Origin of the sequence: Kribbella sp. NPDC051620 (assembly GCF_044453825.1) — a bacterium.
Classification (GTDB): Bacteria; Actinomycetota; Actinomycetes; order Propionibacteriales; family Kribbellaceae; genus Kribbella.
Genome location: NZ_JBITDB010000010.1, coordinates 123,495 through 140,423, shown reverse-complemented (window position 1 = coordinate 140,423; position 16,929 = coordinate 123,495). Strand labels below are relative to the sequence as shown.

Here is a 16,929-nt window from a genome sequence, read left to right as displayed (position 1 = left end):
TGGATACTGAGTCAAGGGTTTGGGCGGCTGGCCATTAGGCTGGCCCGGTGACTCCGGAACAGCTCGCTGAGAAGATTCTGTTGGCCCTGACCGCGCTCGTCGACGACGGGACGTTGACGGTCGAGGGCGGCCTGCCTGGTGAGCTCAAGGTGGAGCGGCCCAAGAATCCCGAGCACGGGGACTACGCGACCAACGTCGCGATGCAGCTGGGCAAGCGCTCCAGCCTGGGCAATCCGCGCAAGCTGGCCGAGCTGCTGGCGGCCAAGTTGCAGGACGACGATGCCATCACGGCGGTCGAGATCGCCGGCCCCGGCTTCATCAACATCCGGGTGGCGGCCGATGCCCAGGGCAAGATCGCGGCCCAGATCGTCGAGGCCGGCCCGGCGTACGGGTCGAGCGACTCGCTCAAGGGCCAGCCGATCAACCTGGAGTTCATCTCCGCCAACCCGACCGGCCCGCTGCACCTCGGCCACACCCGTTGGGCCGCGGTCGGCGACGCGCTCGCCCGGGTGCTGATCGCTGCCGGCGCCAAGGTGACCCGCGAGTTCTACGTGAACGACCGGGGCGCCCAGATGGACAAGTTCGGCGCCTCGCTGATGGCCTCGGCCAACGGCGTACCGGTGCCGGAGGACGGGTACCACGGGGAGTACATCAACGACCTGGCTGCCCGGATCGTCGCCGAGGTGCCGGGGATCAAGGAGCTGCCCGAGGCCGAGCAGTCGGTCGCCTTCCGCGAGGCCGGGTACGAGCGGCAGCTCAAGGAGCAGCAGGACCAGCTCGACCAGTTCCGGACCAAGTTCGACGTCTGGATGTCGGAGCGCAGCCTGCACCAGCAGGACGGCGTCGGCCACGCGATCGAGAAGCTCCGCGAGCAGGGCCATCTGTACGAGGCGGACGACGCGCTCTGGATGCGCACCACCGACTTCACCGACGACAAGGACCGGGTGCTGATCCGGACCAACGGCGACCCGACCTACTTCGCCTCTGACGCGGCGTACTACGTGAACAAGCGCGAGCGCGGCTTCGAGGTCTGCATCTACCTGCTCGGCGCCGACCACCACGGCTACGTGAACCGGCTGAAGGCGATCGCGGCCTGTGCCGGCGACGACCCCGAGCACAACATCGAGATCCTGATCGGCCAGCTCGTCAAGATCCTCAAGAACGGTGAGGAGATGAAGCTGTCCAAGCGCGCGGGCACGATCGTGACGCTCGCTGAGCTGGTCGAGGAGAGCGGCGTCGACCCGCTGCGGTACACGTTGTGCCGCTACCCGGTCGACTCCCCGCTGACCCTGGACATCGAGGAGATGACCCGCCAGGTCAGCGAGAACCCGGTGTACTACGTGCAGTACGCGCACGCCCGGCTCGCCTCGATCCTGCGCAACGCCGACGAGCTCGGGATCAAGCTGGACGAGTTCGAGCCCGGCCTGCTCAGCCACGAGAAGGAGGGCGACCTGCTCCGCGCGCTGGCCGACTTCCCGCGCGTGGTCGCCACCGCGGCCGAGCTGCGCGAGCCACACCGGGTCGCCCGCTACCTCGAGGACACCGCCTCGGCGTTCCACAAGTTCTACGACGTCTGCCGGGTCCTTCCGCGCGGCGACGAGGAGATCGAGCCGGTGCACAAGGCTCGCCTGACCCTGGTCGGCGCCACCAGGACCGTCCTCGCCAACGGGCTCGACCTGCTCGGCGTCAGCGCTCCGGAGCGGATGTGAGGGCGCACGAGGCGGGCACGCTGCACGCCGACCTCGGCCACAACTCACCCCCGTGGCTGCGCGCGCCGCGTGACCCCAACGACCTCGTCACCTCGCTGTGGTCGACCACGGCCAAGAAGAACGGCGAGGGTGCGCTCGAGGTCGGCGGCGTCGACCTGCGCGAGCTCGTCGCCGAGCACGGCAGCCCGGCGTACGTGCTGGACGAGGACGACTTCCGGTCCCGGGCCCGCGCCTTCAAGCTCGGTTTCAAGGACTTCGACGTCTACTACGCGGGCAAGGCCTTCCTCTGTACGACGGTCGTCCGCTGGGTGATGGAGGAGGGGCTCAACCTCGACATCTGCTCCGGTGGCGAGCTCGCCGTCGCCCTGCGAGCAGGCGCCGACCCCAAGCGACTCGGGTTCCACGGCAACAACAAGTCCGAGCAGGAGCTGGCCCGGGCACTCGAGGCCGGCGTCGGCCGGATCATCGTCGACTCCGGGCACGAGATCAGCCGGCTGATCGAGCTGGCCAGGGAGCGCGGCCTGGTCGCGCCGGTGATGGTCCGGGTCACCGCGGGCGTCGAGGCGCACACCCACGCGTACATCGCGACCGCGCACGAGGACCAGAAGTTCGGCTTCTCGATCACCTCGGGGGCGGCCTACGAAGCCGTTGCCCGGATCAACGAAGCGCCGGAGCTGGAGCTGCTCGGGCTGCACTCGCACATCGGCTCGCAGATCTTCGACTCGTCCGGTTTCGAGGTCGCCGCCAAGCGGGTGATCGCCTTGCACGCAAGGGTTTCCGACGAGCTCGGCGTGGACATGCCGGAGCTCGACCTCGGTGGCGGTTTCGGCATCGCCTACACCACCCAGGACGATCCGTCCGACCCCGCGCAGCTGGCCACCGAGATGGGCAAGATCGTCGAGCACGAGTGCCGCGGGCACGGTGTCGAGGTGCCGAAGGTCTCGATCGAGCCCGGCCGCGCGATCGTCGGGCCGGCGATGTGCACGGTCTACTCGGTCGGCACGGTCAAGGAGGTCGACCTCGACGCCGATGCCTACCGCACCTACGTCTCCGTCGACGGCGGGATGAGCGACAACATCCGCACCGCGCTGTACGACGCCGACTACTCCTGCACGCTGGCCAACCGGTACTCCGACGCCGGGCCGACGCTGGCCCGGGTGGTCGGCAAGCACTGCGAGTCAGGCGACATCGTGGTGAAGGACGAGTTCATGCCGGCCGACGTCAAGCCGGGTGATCTGGTCGCGGTGCCGGGCACGGGCGCGTACTGCCGGTCGATGGCGAGCAACTACAACCACGTACCGCGGCCACCGGTGATCGCGGTCAAGGACGGGCAGACGCGGGTCGTCGTCCGTCGCGAGACCGAGGACGACATGCTTGCACTGGACATGGGGGCCGAATGACCGAGAACACAGCACCCCCTGCGGAGCCGTTGAAGGCGGAGTCGTCGACGACGGAGCCGCTGTCGGAGCCGTTGAAGGAAGGGCCTGGGTCAGGGCAGCGGCCGTTGAAGGTGGCGCTGCTGGGTTGCGGCGTCGTCGGCACCGAGGTGGTCCGGATCCTCACCGAGCGGGCCGACGACCTCGCCGCCCGGGTCGGCGCGCCGCTGGAGATCGCCGGCATCGCCGTACGCCGGGCCGGCCGGGCGCGAGACATCGCGGTCGATCCGGCCCTCGTCACCACCGACGCGCAGGCGCTCGTCTCGCGCGGTGACCTCGACCTGGTGATCGAGGTGATCGGCGGCATCGAGCCGGCTCGCAGCCTGATCCTCACCGCGCTCGAGCACGGCGCCTCCGTCGTCACGGCCAACAAGGCACTGCTCGCCGAGGACGGCCCGACGCTGTTCGCCGCCGCGGAGAAGTACGAGCGCGACCTGTACTTCGAAGCCGCCGTGGCCGGCGCGATCCCGATCCTGCGGCCGCTGCGCGAGTCGCTGGCCGGTGACGACGTGACCCGGGTGATGGGCATCGTCAACGGCACCACGAACTACATCCTCGACAAGATGGACTCCACCGGCGCCGGCTTCGACGAGGCGCTCGAGGAGGCCCAGGCCCTCGGGTACGCCGAGGCCGACCCGACCGCCGACATCGAAGGCTTCGACGCCGCGGCCAAGGCCGCGCTGCTGGCGAGTTTGGCCTTCCATACAAGGGTTTCCATCGCTGACGTGCACCGCGAGGGCATCACCGAGGTGTCCGCGACGGACATCGCGTCGGCCCGCGAGATGGGCTGCGTGGTGAAGTTCCTGGCGATCTGCGAGCTGGACGAGGAGAACGACTCGGTCGGCGCCCGGGTCTATCCGGCGATGATCCCGCTGAGCCACCCGCTGGCCTCGGTGCGGGACGCGTACAACGCCGTTTTCGTGGAATCCAAAGCGGCCGGCCAGCTGATGTTCTATGGTCGTGGTGCCGGCGGCGCCCCGACGGCCAGCGCTGTCCTCGGGGATCTGGTGTCCGCCGCGCGCAACCGGCTCAAGGGCGTGCCGGGGGTCGGCGAGTCGTCGTACACCCAGCGGGCCGCCCGGCCGATGGGTGCCACCCGGACTCGCTATCACGTGTCGCTGGACGTGGCCGACAAGGCCGGCGTGCTGGCGGCGGTGGCACTCGCGTTCTCCGACCACGGCGTGTCGATCCAGACCGTCCGGCAGGAAGGCCGCGGCGGCGACGCCCAACTGGTCGTCGTCACCCACACCGCCACCGACGCCGCACTCTCCGCGACCGTGGAGGCCCTGCGCGACATGGAGATCGTCCGCGAGGTCAGCAGTGTGATGCGGGTCGAAGGGGATTGAAGATGACTAAGCAGCGGCCGCACCAGTGGCGAGGCGTGATCGAGGAATACCGGGATCGCTTGCCGGTCTCGACGGACACTCCGGTGGTCACCCTCGGCGAAGGCGGTACGCCGCTGGTGGCCGCGCAGTGGCTGAGCGAGCAGACCAACTGCGAGGTCTGGCTCAAGGTCGAGGGCAGCAACCCGACCGGCTCGTTCAAGGACCGTGGCATGACGGTGGCGATCTCGCTGGCCGCGCAGGCCGGTGACAAGGCCGTCGTCTGCGCCTCGACCGGCAACACGTCGGCGTCAGCCGCGGCGTACGCCGTGCGCGCGGGGATGCTGCCGTTGGTGCTGGTCCCCGCCGGGCGGATTGCGAAGGGCAAGCTCGCGCAGGCGATCGTGCACGGCGCGAAGCTGGTCTCGATCGACGGCGGGTTCGACGACTGCCTGCGGATCGTTCGCGAACTGGGTAAGCACTACCCGGTGGCGCTGGTGAACTCGGTCAATCCGGTTCGGCTGGAAGGCCAGAAGACCGCGGCGTTCGAGGTCTGTGATGCGCTGGGTGACGCGCCTGACCTGCATCTGCTGCCGGTTGGGAACGCGGGCAACATCGCGGCGTACTGGAAGGGCTACCAGGAGTACAAGAAGGACAAGATCTCCTCGAAGGTCCCGCAGATGTGGGGATTCCAGGCTGAGGGCGCGGCGCCGATCGTGACCGGGCGGATCGTCGAGAAGCCGGACACCCAGGCGACCGCGATCCGGGTGGGCAACCCGGCGTCGTGGACGCTCGCCGAGGCGGCGCGAGACGAGTCGGGCGGCCGGATCGAGGCGGTCACCGACGACCAGATCCTGTCCGCGCAACGCGATCTCGCCGCCCGCGAAGGCGTCTTCGTCGAGCCCGCCTCCGCGGCGGGAGTCGCCGGCCTGCTCGCGACGAAGGCGGCCGGCCGACTCGACGGCGGCTCCACCATCGTCATCACAGTCACCGGCCACGGCCTCAAAGACATCGACACTGCTCTGTCCTACGCAACAGTCGCTGAGTCCCCGGTCACCCCCGCAGACACCGACGCGGTAGCCCGAGTAGCCGGACTGGTGTGAGTTGGCCTCAACCAGCGACCAGTCAGCCGACGAAGAGCTCGCCGGCGCTGGAGTGGGTGGCGGTGGAGCGATCCACGGCGAGGCCGGCCGCGATGGTTCGGGTGGCGGCGAGCTCGACGACGGTGAGGTCGCCAACGGCGATCGGTCCGGCCGCGGTGCGGCCGACCGCGCGGCGGCGGACGGTGGGTCCGCCAACGGCGGGGCGGCGGATGGTTGGGACGCGAACGGTGGGGCGGCGGATGGTTGGGACGCGAACGGTGGGGCGGTGGACGGTGGGGGTGCCGGCCGCCGGGCTGTGAGCGGCGAGGGCGGGCTGGGTGCGCGGTTGGGTGAGGTGGCTGGGGCGGTTCGGGTTCGGGTGCCTGCTACTTCGGCGAATCTCGGGCCTGGGTTTGATGTGTTCGGGTTGGCGTTGACTCGGTATGACGAGTTGATGGTGATTCCGGGTGGGGACGGGGTGACCGTCGAGGTGAGTGGGGCGGGCGAGGGTGAGGTCGCGCTGGATGAGTCGCATCTGGTGGTGCGGTCGATCCGGGCGGGGCTGGATGCGTTGGGTGCGTCGGTGCCGGGCTTTACGTTGCGGTGTGAGAACCGGATTCCGCATGGGCGCGGGCTGGGCTCGTCCTCGGCGGCGATCGTCGGGGGGATCGCCGCGGCGTACGGGCTGGCGGGGGAGCCGTTGGATCGCGATCACGTGCTGGAGTTGGCGAACGAGATCGAGGGGCACCCGGACAACGTGGCCGCGGCCGCGCTCGGTGGTTTCACGATCGCGTGGACCGACGACGGCGGTACCGGCCGGGCGATCCAGCTGGAGCCGTTGGCCGAGTTGTCGGTGGTCGCGTACGTGCCGTCGACGCGGGTGCTGACGAAACAGGCTCGTGGGTTGCTGCCCGACGTCGTACCGCATGCCGATGCCGCAGCGAACGCAGGACGAGCGGCGTTGCTCGTTGCTGCGTTGACCTCGCGGCCTTCGTTGCTGATGACGGCGACCGAGGACTGGCTGCACCAGGAGTACCGGCAGCCGGCGATGCCCGAGAGTCTTGCCCTTGTGCACAAGCTCCGGGGAAGCGGTCTGGCCGCGGTCATCAGCGGGGCCGGTCCGACGGTGCTGGTACTGGGCGGCGAACCCGAGCGAGCCGAGGAGGCGCCGGACGGCTGGCACCGTTATGAGCTCGGCATCGATCCACTCGGCGTACAGGTCTGGTCGGCCGATGCCGAACAACTGCTCGCCGAGGGCGGGAATGAACGATCCCGGACACGCGTTGAACACCTCGAGGCAGCAGACTGACCCTCAGGGGTGCTAGTCTCGGAGCACCCGATCCCCTCCAGGTGATCGGCGAACTCTCGCCGCATCGGGCTTTGTTCCCGGCACCCCAAGGTGTAGGTGGCGATCTCCCAGAGAAGAACTTGCGCCGCCTGCGCCGGAGATTTCCGGGAGAACCCAGATTCAGCGAGAGCCGCCTCCTTGTTACCCCGCGTCGCCGTTTCGTCGGTCGCGGGAGATGATTCCGGGCGATGAGCCTCTCAGGACATCGTCCATCCGTGTGGGAAGGACCTCACGTGACAGAAACTGTTGAAGCCTCCAGCGGAGCCGGTACCTCGGCCCCGGGCACCGACGCGACGGCTACCGCCGGAACGCGGCGCCGCAAGGCCGGAGGCGGCCTCGAAGGCATGCTGCTCCCCGAGCTCAAGCAGCTCGCCGGGACGCTCGGCATCAAGGGCACCGGCGCGCTGCGCAAGGGCCAGCTGATCGAGGCGATCAAGGCGACCCAGAAGGGCGCAGGCTCGGGCGGATCCCGTTCGCGATCGAGCCAGCCGACCCTGGACGAGGCCGTCGCGGAGCCGGTGGCCGTCAAGGCCAGGGCCAAGACCGCTGAGGTCAAGGCCGAGGCTCCCGCTCAGGACGCTCCGCAGCGAGCCGGCAGTCGCCGGACGCGCGCCGCCGCCACCCAGAGCAGCGCGGAGACGACCGAGCAGAACAGCGCAGCCAAGGTGGCGGACAAGGTGGCCGAGTCGTCGCCGGTCGCGACGCAGAACGGCGTGACGGCCGAGGCCGTCCAGGCGCCGGAGAAGACCCGGGAGCCGGTCGACAGCCCGTCGGTCGAGCAGGGCTCGGACCGTGGCGACAGCCGCGGCGACCGGGGCGAGGGCAACCGCAACCGTGGCCGGGACAACGCGCGGGACACCCAGCGCGACGGCCAGACCCGCGAGAGCCAGGCCCGCGACGGTGCCCGCGATGGGCAGAGCCGGGACGGCCAGCAGAACCGCGGCGAGAGCCTGCGGGACGGCGGCCGTGATGGGCAGCAGAACCGTGGTGAAAGTCTGCGGGATGGCGGCCGTGATGGGCAGCAGAACCGTGGCGAGAGCCTGCGGGATGGCGGCCGTGATGGGCAGCAGAACCGTGGCGAGAGCCTGCGGGACGGGCAGCAGAACCGCGATGGGCAGCGCACCGATCGCGACGGCAACCGTGACGGTGGCCGGGACGGCAACCGTGACCGGCAGAACCAGAACGACCGGGGCGAGGAGGGCGAGGGCCGTCGCCGTCGCCGCCGGGGCCGCGATCGCGACCGGGTCGGCACCGACCGTCCGACGAACGACCGCAACGACCGCGGTGGCCGGGACAACCAGCGCAACCGCGGCCGCAACGACCGCTTCGAGCCGGAGCCGACCATCAACGAGGACGACGTGCTCGTCCCCGCGGCCGGCATCCTCGACGTGCTCGACAACTACGCCTTCGTCCGGACCAGCGGCTACCTGCCCGGCCCGAACGACGTGTACGTCGCGCTGTCGATGGTGAAGCGCTACGGCCTGCGCAAGGGTGACGCGATCACCGGCGCGGTGAAGCAGCCGTCGGACGGCGAGCGCAAGGAGAAGTTCAACCCGCTGGTCCGGATCGACACCGTCAACGGATCCGATCCCGAGGTCGCCAAGCAGCGTCAGGACTTCAACAAGCTGACCCCGCTGTACGCGACCGAGCGGCTCCGGCTCGAGACCGAGCCGAACATCCTGACCACCCGGATCGTCGACATCGTCAGCCCGATCGGCAAGGGCCAGCGCGGCCTGATCGTCTCGCCGCCGAAGGCCGGTAAGACGATGGTGCTGCAGGCGCTGGCCAACGCGATCACCACGAACAACCCCGAAGTACACCTGATGGTCGTGCTGGTGGACGAGCGGCCCGAAGAGGTCACCGACATGCAGCGCACGGTCAAGGGTGAGGTCATCGCCTCGACCTTCGACCGGCCGGCCGACGACCACACCACGGTCGCCGAGCTGGCGATCGAGCGGGCCAAGCGGCTCGTCGAGCTCGGCCACGACGTCGTCGTGCTGCTGGACTCGATCACCCGCCTGGGCCGGGCGTACAACATCGCCGCCCCGGCCAGCGGCCGGATCCTGTCCGGTGGTGTCGACTCGTCGGCGCTCTACCCGCCGAAGCGGTTCTTCGGCGCGGCCCGCAACATCGAGGACGGCGGCTCGCTGACCATCCTGGCGACGGCGCTGATCGAGACCGGCTCCAAGATGGACGAGGTCATCTTCGAGGAGTTCAAGGGCACCGGCAACATGGAACTGCGGCTGCGCCGCGAGTTCGCCGACCGCCGGATCTTCCCGGCCATCGACGTGGTCGCCTCCGGTACCCGCCGCGAGGAACTGCTGATGAGCAAGGACGAGACCCAGGTCGTCTGGAAGCTCCGCCGGGTGCTGTCCGCGCTCGACGGCCAGGCGGCGCTCGAACTGCTGATCGGCAAGCTCAAGGAGAGCAAGTCGAACATCGAGTTCCTGCTCCAGGTCAACAAGACCACCCCGTCGGCCGGCAACGGCCACAGCACCGACAACGGTAACTAGCAGTAGCCGCACCCTGACCAATCGCCCCGGAATACCGGGGCGATTCGTCAGGTTGGGCCATCTGATGGCAAACTTGACTGTTGGTTCCGGTTCACGTTCGTACCAAGCGGACGACCCGGACCGCCTTGACTCGAGGAGATCCATGAAGAGCGACATCCACCCGAACTACGTGCTGACCAAGGTGACCTGCACCTGTGGCGCGTCGTTCGAGACCCACTCGACGGCCGAGAGCGGCACCATCCGCTCCGAGGTCTGCTCGCAGTGCCACCCGTTCTACACCGGCAAGCAGAAGATTCTCGACACCGGTGGCCGCGTAGCCCGCTTCGAGAAGCGGTACGCCAAAAAGTAGCTGCAAAAGCTCTGGGCGAGGTGTGCCTGCGGACAGCGCAGGCCGCCTCGCTTTTGCGTGTTGTGCGGCTTCGCCGCGGGCGGGGGCTTCGCCACCCGCACCCCCGTTGCGCGCGCTGTGGTTGATTCGTACCGGAGAGGAGTGCAGGCATGTTCGAGGCTGTGCAGTCGCTGAAGGCGGAGTACGCCGAGCTGGAACGGCGGATGTCGGATCCCGAGCTGCACTCCGACCAGGCCGTCGCGCGGCAGGTCGGCAAGCGGTACGCCGCGCTGGCGCCGGTCGTGCGGACGTACGCGGAGTGGCTCCAGACGGCCGACGACATCGAGGCCGCCAAGGAACTGGCTCACGAGGACGCGAGTTTCGCCGAGGAGGCGACCAAGCTCGAGCACCGGCGTGACGAGCTGGCCGAGAAGCTGCAGGTGCTGCTGGTGCCGCGCGACCCGAGCGACGACAAGGACGCGATCCTCGAGATCAAGGCGGGTGAGGGCGGCGACGAGTCCGCGCTGTTCGCCGGCGATCTGCTCAAGATGTACCTGAAGTACGCCGAGTCGCAGAACTGGAAGACCGAGGTGCTCGACTCGGCCGAGTCCGACCTCGGCGGGTACAAGTCGATCACCGTTGCGGTGAAGGCGAAAGGCACGCCCGAGCCCGGCGAGGCGCCGTACGCGAAGCTGAAGTTCGAAGGTGGCGTGCACCGGGTGCAGCGGGTGCCGGTGACCGAGTCGCAAGGCCGGATCCACACCAGCGCGGCCGGTGTCCTGGTGCTGCCCGAGGCCGAGGACGTCGACGTCGAGATCGATCAGAACGACCTGCGGATCGACGTGTTCCGTTCGTCCGGTCCTGGTGGCCAGAGCGTCAACACGACCGACTCGGCGGTCCGGATCACCCACCTGCCGACCGGCATCGTCGTCTCCATGCAGAACGAGAAGTCCCAGCTGCAGAACCGTGAGCAGGCCATGCGCGTACTGCGGTCCCGGCTGCTCGCCGCCGCGCAGGAGGCGGCCAACCAGGAGGCGTCCGACGCCCGCAGGTTGCAGATCCGCACGGTCGACCGCTCCGAGCGCGTCCGCACCTACAACTTCCCGGAGAACCGCTTCTCCGACCACCGGGTCGGCTACAAGGCGCACAACCTCGACCAGGTGCTCAACGGCGAGCTCGCCCCGGTGATCCAGGCACTGACCGACGCGGACCTCACCGCTCGTCTAGAGGCCGTCGAGAGCCAGTGAGCGCCCTGTGAGTGTCCGTACGCTGCTTGCCGAGGCCACTGCCCAGCTGGCCAACGCAGGGGTCGCGTCTCCTGACTATGACGCGGCAGAGCTGCTCGCCCACGTCACCGGCGTACGGCGGATGCAGTTGGGGCTCGTGGAGCCGACGGCCGACCAGGAGGCGCAGTACGCGGCCCTGCTCGCCCGTCGAGCGCAGCGCGAGCCACTGCAACACCTGACCGGTACTGCGGCGTTCCGCTACCGCGACCTCGCGGTAGGACCAGGGGTGTTCGTACCGCGCCCCGAGACCGAGGTGCTCGTCGGTTGGATCCTCGACCGCATCGCCGACGTCGAGAACCCACTGGTGGTGGACCTCTGCAGCGGCTCGGGTGCGATCGCCGGAGCTGTCGCCACCGAGCGCCCCGACAGCACGGTGCATGCAGTCGAGCTGTCGGCCGAGGCATGCGTCTGGGCCCGGCGCAATCTGGCCGGGACCGGAGCGACCCTGCACGAGGGGGACATCGACGGCTGTCTGCCGGAGCTGGACGGCCAGGTCGACGCGGTGATCTCCAACCCGCCCTACATCCCTTTGACTGCTTGGGAATCCGTCACTGCCGAGGTGCGCGACCATGACCCGGCGCTGGCGCTCTGGTCGGGCGATGACGGGCTCGACGAGATCAAGGTTGTCGCTGCTACGGCGGGCCGGCTGCTGAAGCCTGGTGGCTGGTTCGGTTGCGAGCATGCCGACGTACAAGGGGAGTCGGCTCCGGCGGTCTTCGCAGCCACGGGTCTGTTCACGGAGGTACGGGATCAGCTCGACCTGGCCGGCAGGCACCGCTTCGCCACCGGACGCAGAGTTCACTCGTAGACGACGAACTCCGGTCTGGGTTTGAGCGCCATCACCTGGGCCGGGGTCATCAGCGGGCCGTGCCGGGTGTCCTCGTGGTAGAAGAGCTTGAACCCCGCGTGCACCCCGGCGGCCATCGTCGGCGTGAGCTTGCGCCAGGTCGATTCCTTGTCCGCTCGGTTGCCGATGCCGTCGACCGACTTGATCGCCACCACGCCCGGGTGCTGCTTCAAGGCCTTCTCGTTGCTGACGATCCGCGGCGACAGCTGGTGGAAGACGAACACCTTCTCCGGAAGATCGTGCTTCGCGACCAGCCCGGACAGGTACTTCGCGATGCTGTCCAGCTCGGCGCCGCTGGTATGCCCGAAGACCCGGCCCGGCACCTGGCCCGCGCCGACGGCCCACTCGGGGTCGAAGGCGAGGCCGACGTCGGGTTCCTTCAGCCAGCGCTCCTGCCGCTTCACCTCGTCGAGGATCTTTGCCCGGCCGGGCTGGATGTCGAGCAACAGCAGCATCTTGTGCTCGCGCGCGACCTTCAGATAGTTCTCGATCTTCTCGTCGGACAGCCGGTTGCGGTACTTGCGATCCTTGCCCGGCCCGCCGCTCGCGACGACGACGATCAGCTCGAGCACCGGCAGCGGAGTACGGCCGACGGCGTACGACTTGGCAAGCTTCTCCAGCTTGTCCGCCTTCGCATCCAGATCCTTGTCGAGCGGCCCCAACGCAGGCGACCCCGGCAGTCCGACGTACCCAACCAGCTGGTACTTCGGGAAGATCTGCCGCCCACCCCGCGGAAGCTCCCCGTCAGCCGGCGCAGCAGGCACCGCGCTGGACGCCTTGGGCACCGGCTTCAACACCGGCCCAGAGCCCGTATCAGCCTTGCCGTCGCTGCACCCCGCCGCCAGCAGCAGCATCAGACTTGCAAGAACCAGAGGCGACCTACGCACCGCACCAGGGAACCACGCCCAACCGACAAAACCACGCGGGGGCGTGGACAACCACGCGGTGGAGGGCGAACGACGGAGCGGAGGCGCGGTGGCGGGTAGCGGGGGTGGTGCGATGGCGGGGTGGCGTCGGGGTGGTCAGGCTGTGCGGGGGAGGGCTTTGCGGCGGTGGCGGAGTTTTTCGGCGTGTCGTGGGGTCATGGGGCCTAGGCGTTCCAGGGCTGCGTCGATGAGGGTTGCTGCGTCGGACAGGCCTCCGGCGGCTTCCGCGCAGGCGGCTAGGCCGTCCAGGCCGCGGGCGGCGATCAGACGGCGGTGGTCCTCCTGGGCGCTCTCGACGAGGGCTTCGAAGTACCGTTTGCTCTCCTCCAGTTGACCGGCGGCGAGATGGGAACGGCCGAGCTGGGTCCGGGCCTCGTCGGTGGCGTACACATTCCCGGCTTCGAGCCCGATCGCCAGTGCCTGCTGCTGGAGCTCGATCGCCTGGGCATAGTCGCCGAGCTGCCGGTGGGCGGCCCCGAGCTGGCAAAGCGAATCGGTCCGGCTGAAGCGCATCCCGAGCTCGTCCGCCACGGCTCGCGACTCCTTGACCGCCTCGATCGCGAGCAGCGGCTGGCCAAGCTCGTTGTACGACTCGGCGATGCCGTTCAGCAGATGCGGCTGCAGGGTCCGGTCACCGTCAGCTCTCGCCATCGACAAGGCGAGCCGGTAGGACTCCAATGCCTTGCGATGTTCGCCGCGGGCGCCCTCGGTGATCGCGCGCTCCGTCATCGCGTGCGCGGCCGCCGGCCGGTCGCCGATCGCCTGAGCGAGTTCGAGCGCCGCCGTGTGGGCGGCCACTGCCTCTTGACCCGGATCGATCTGCCGCAGCGTCTGACCGAGGAGGCTGAGCAACTGCGTCCGCAGCAGGGGATCATCGTCGCCCAGCAGTTCCAAGGCGGCCCGGACCGGGCCGAGGGTCAGCAGCGGCCCCTGCTGAGGTCTCTCCAGAACAGCCTTCACGAACAACACCCGGGCCTGCGGCACGGACGCCCCGAGCCGCTCGGCGGCGGCCAGCCCGAGTTCGAGCAGAGTAGTGCGCTGATGCACCAGATTCCGTTCGTGGAAGTACCGCGCGAAGCCTGCGGCGATCATCCAGCTCTGCTCGTCGAAGGAGCCGTCGGCCGCCCGCTGGACCGCAGCGACGACGTTGCCGCCTTCCGCATCGCCCCAGCCTCGTCCTTCCTCGGGAGTCGTCAGCTCGGGACCGGCGACCGGCGGCCGCTCGCCAAGGGTGACGTAGCGGACCTTGGTCAGCAGCGAGACCGCACGGTGGGCAGTCTGGAGGTAGTACTCCAGCAGGCGTGCGACAGCGGCCTCACGGTCGGCTACGGCGTCTTGCTGGCTCAGCTTGCCCGCGTACTGCCGAAGTAGGTCGTGGAACTGGAACCTGTCCGGCGCAGACTGCAGCAGCAGGCTGGCGTCCAGCAGGTCCTCCAGTAGAGGCTCCGCCTCGTGCGGCTCCACACCAGCCAGTGCAGCCGCGCCATAGCGGTCTACGTCGCGTCCGGGGAGCAGACTGAGGTAGCGGAACATCCGTTGCTGTTCAGGGCTCAGCTGCTCGTACGACATCGCGAACGTCGACACCAGCCCCCGACCGTCGGCAGTGAGCTCGTCCAGCCCACGGTCCTGTGCCTGGAGCCGCTGGTTGAGATGCTCGACAGTCCAGGTCGGCCGGTGCCGTAGCCGAGCCCCAGCGATCCGGATCGCCAACGGCAGATAGCCGCAGCGCTCCACCAGCTCCTGCGCCGCCTCCTGCGGACCACCACGCTCGGAGCCGACGATCTCGACCAGCAGCCGGGCAGCGTCCTCCGCGCCGAGCACCCCGAGCGGAACTCGCCGGGCCGCGTCGATGCCGATCAGTTGCCGGCGGCTGGTGATCAGCACCCCGCAACTAGGGGCCCCAGGCAACAAAGGCGCCACCAGCCGGCTGTCCGGCGTGTCATCCAGGACGATCAGCACCCGCCGCCCGGCGACCTCGGACCGCCACAACGCGGCCTGCTCGTCCAGCTCGCGCGGAATCCGCTCGGGCTTCATCCCGATGCTGCTGAGCAGATGATCCAGCGCAGCCCGTACTGCGAGAGCCCCGCGCCCAGGCGTATGCCCGTGCAACTGCAAATACAGCAACCCATCCGGGTACACGCCGGCCAACTCACGCGCAGCCCGTACCGCGAGCGCCGTCTTGCCCGCGCCACCCATACCGTCCACGGTGACTATCGGCGGTGCCGTGCGGTCCACCTGACTCAATGCGTCGACCACTGCCGCCAACTCGTCGTCGCGCCCGACGAATGCTGAGTCCTGATAGGGCAGCTCATCCCGCCTCGGCTGTGCCCCGCCCTCGTTGCGCAGGATCCGCTGATGGGTCGCCCGCAACTCCGGGCCGGGCTCTACGCCGAGTTGCTCGACCAGGGTGTGCCGGGTTTGCGTGTAGACGTTCATTGCGTCTGCTTGTCGGCCACCGGCGTACAGGGCGAGCATCAGCTGGCCGGCAAGGCGCTCGTCCAGAGGCCGCTCGGCTACTGCAGTCACTAGCTCGGCCACGACCGCCGAGTGGCGTCCACTGGCCAGGTCGAGGTCGATGCGGTCGCTCAGGACCTTGTAGCGCCGCTCCACGAGGCGCTGGCGGTGTGTAGCGAGGTAGTGGCCCGGCAGTCCGCTCAGCGGCTCACCACGGAAGAGATTCAGCGCTTCCGCATAAGCCCCTGCATCCTGCTGGGCCTCGGCGGCCTGCACCGCTGCGTCGAAGCGGTTGACGTCGACTGCATCGGGCGCCAGACGCAACATGTATCCGTCCCTGGTCCGCTCCAGCAGGCCGTCTACGGGAAGGGCCTTGCGGATGCGGTAGATGTAGGGCGGTAGGACCTTGAGGCCCGTAGCCGGTGGTCTGTCGCCCCAGACCGCGTCGAAGAGCTCCTCCGGAGTACAGGTCCGGTTGGCTCGCAAGGCCAGGACGGCAAGGAGCGCCTGCTGGCGTAGCGGCCCCACCTCGACCAGCTGCCCGTCCAGCCGGACGGACAGCGAGCCGAGCAACTCAATGCGCAGTCCTGCAGTCACACTGCGCAGTCTGGTCGCGCGAGAGGGCCACCGGCAACCAGGTGACTAAGCCTTGGCCACGTACTCGTCGATCTCCGCAAGGAGGTTCGTTTTGGTGGTGTCGTCGGCGAAGGAGACCTGGACGGCGGTACGGGCCAGGTCTGCCGCGCCTTGGTTGTCGAGGTTGAGCAGGTCGGCGGCGACGGCGTACTCGCTGACCAGGTCGGTGCCGAACATGGGTGGGTCGTCGGAGTTGATCGTGACGACCAGGCCGGCCTCGACCATGCCGCGCAGCGGGTGCTCCTCGTACGAGGCGACGACGCGGGTAGCGAGGTTGGAGGTCGGGCTGACCTCGAGTGGGATCCGGTGCTCGCGCAGGTAGTCGACCAGGGCCGGGTCCTGCAGGGCTGAGGTTCCATGGCCGATCCGCTCGGCCTTCAGTACCCGCAGGGCGTCCCAGATGGTCTCCGGGCCGGTCGACTCGCCCGCGTGCGGCACGCTGTGCAGACCAGCGGCGCGGGCGGCATCGAAGTACGGGGCGAACTGCGGCCGCGGTACGCCGATCTCCGGCCCGCCGAGGCCGAAACCGACCAGGCCGTCGGGGCGGACCTCGGTCGCGATCCGCAGCGTCTCCGCGGCCGCCTCCAACCCGGATTCGCCGGGGATGTCGAAGATCCAGCGCAGGACGACGCCGAACTCCTTCTCAGCGGCGGTCCTGGCGTCCTCGATGGCCTCGCAGAACGCCTCGGCGGCCATCCCGCGCTTGACCGACGAGTACGGCGTGACGGTGAGCTCGGAGTACCGGATGTTCTGGCCGGCCATCTCGCGGGCGACCTCGTACGTGAGCAGGCGGACGTCTTCCGGCGTGGTGATCAGGTCCACCACGGACAGGTAGATCTCGATGAACTTGGCGAAGTCGGTGAAGACGAAGTACTCCGCGAGCGCGGCGGCGTCGGCGGGCACGGCAGAGTTCGGGTGCCGGGCCGCGAGCTCGGCGACGATCCGCGGCGAGGCGGAGCCGACGTGGTGGACATGCAGCTCGGCCTTCGGCAGGCCGGCGAGAAAGTCGCGCGTCACAGTCATGGCGGGGATCCTATGCACG

The 16,929-nt window shown here is 69.1% G+C and carries 12 protein-coding genes; 9 read left to right on the top strand and 3 right to left on the bottom strand.

Annotated elements, in window-relative coordinates:
* Window positions 1–47: 47 nt before the first annotated feature.
* The 9 genes from argS (at window position 48) to prmC (ending at window position 11,832) form a co-directional block, all read left to right on the top strand.
* On the top strand, window positions 48–1,709 hold the full coding sequence (gene argS, locus ACIA12_RS38615; RefSeq protein WP_396372426.1) for an arginine--tRNA ligase: 1,662 nt from the start codon (window positions 48–50) through the stop codon (window positions 1,707–1,709).
* Window positions 1,706–3,109 (top strand): diaminopimelate decarboxylase, encoded by a 1,404-nt coding sequence (lysA, locus tag ACIA12_RS38610; RefSeq protein WP_396372425.1) that lies wholly within the window; start codon window positions 1,706–1,708, stop codon window positions 3,107–3,109. Before argS ends, lysA begins: the two co-directional genes overlap by 4 nt.
* Window positions 3,106–4,491, top strand: coding sequence for a homoserine dehydrogenase (locus ACIA12_RS38605; protein ID WP_396372424.1), 1,386 nt, complete (start codon window positions 3,106–3,108; stop codon window positions 4,489–4,491). The genes lysA and ACIA12_RS38605 overlap by 4 nt, the downstream gene beginning before the upstream one ends.
* A 2-nt stretch (window positions 4,492–4,493) precedes the next feature.
* Complete coding sequence (thrC, locus tag ACIA12_RS38600) at window positions 4,494–5,570, top strand: threonine synthase (protein ID WP_396372423.1); 1,077 nt, start codon at window positions 4,494–4,496, stop codon at window positions 5,568–5,570.
* Between the two features lies 1 nt (window position 5,571).
* Window positions 5,572–6,858, top strand: a complete 1,287-nt coding sequence (thrB, locus tag ACIA12_RS38595; protein ID WP_396372422.1) for a homoserine kinase — start codon at window positions 5,572–5,574, stop codon at window positions 6,856–6,858.
* Window positions 6,859–7,130: 272 nt separating this feature from the next.
* Window positions 7,131–9,410 (top strand): transcription termination factor Rho, encoded by a 2,280-nt coding sequence (gene rho, locus ACIA12_RS38590; protein WP_396372421.1) that lies wholly within the window; start codon window positions 7,131–7,133, stop codon window positions 9,408–9,410.
* 142 nt (window positions 9,411–9,552) lie between these two features.
* A complete protein-coding gene (gene rpmE, locus ACIA12_RS38585) occupies window positions 9,553–9,759 on the top strand; it encodes a 50S ribosomal protein L31 (protein WP_328326895.1) in 207 nt (68 codons plus the stop codon).
* A gap of 149 nt (window positions 9,760–9,908) precedes the next feature.
* The gene (gene prfA, locus ACIA12_RS38580) at window positions 9,909–10,985 is read left to right on the top strand and encodes a peptide chain release factor 1 (protein ID WP_396372420.1); all 1,077 of its coding nucleotides are present in this window, start codon (window positions 9,909–9,911) and stop codon (window positions 10,983–10,985) included.
* A 7-nt stretch (window positions 10,986–10,992) separates the two neighbouring features.
* Entirely contained in the window at window positions 10,993–11,832 is an 840-nt protein-coding gene (gene prmC / locus ACIA12_RS38575) for a peptide chain release factor N(5)-glutamine methyltransferase (RefSeq protein ID WP_396372419.1), read from the top strand.
* Here prmC and ACIA12_RS38570 read toward each other — a convergent pair.
* The 3 genes from ACIA12_RS38570 to ACIA12_RS38560 form a co-directional block, all read right to left on the bottom strand.
* Entirely contained in the window at window positions 11,823–12,758 is a 936-nt protein-coding gene (locus ACIA12_RS38570; protein WP_396372418.1) for a hypothetical protein, read from the bottom strand. The two genes, prmC and ACIA12_RS38570, sit on opposite strands and share 10 nt — an antisense overlap.
* A 135-nt stretch (window positions 12,759–12,893) precedes the next feature.
* A complete protein-coding gene (locus ACIA12_RS38565) occupies window positions 12,894–15,848 on the bottom strand; it encodes an AfsR/SARP family transcriptional regulator (RefSeq protein WP_396372417.1) in 2,955 nt (984 codons plus the stop codon).
* A gap of 45 nt (window positions 15,849–15,893) precedes the next feature.
* Entirely contained in the window at window positions 15,894–16,910 is a 1,017-nt protein-coding gene (locus tag ACIA12_RS38560; RefSeq protein ID WP_396372416.1) for an adenosine deaminase, read from the bottom strand.
* Between the last annotated feature and the right edge of the window lie 19 nt (window positions 16,911–16,929).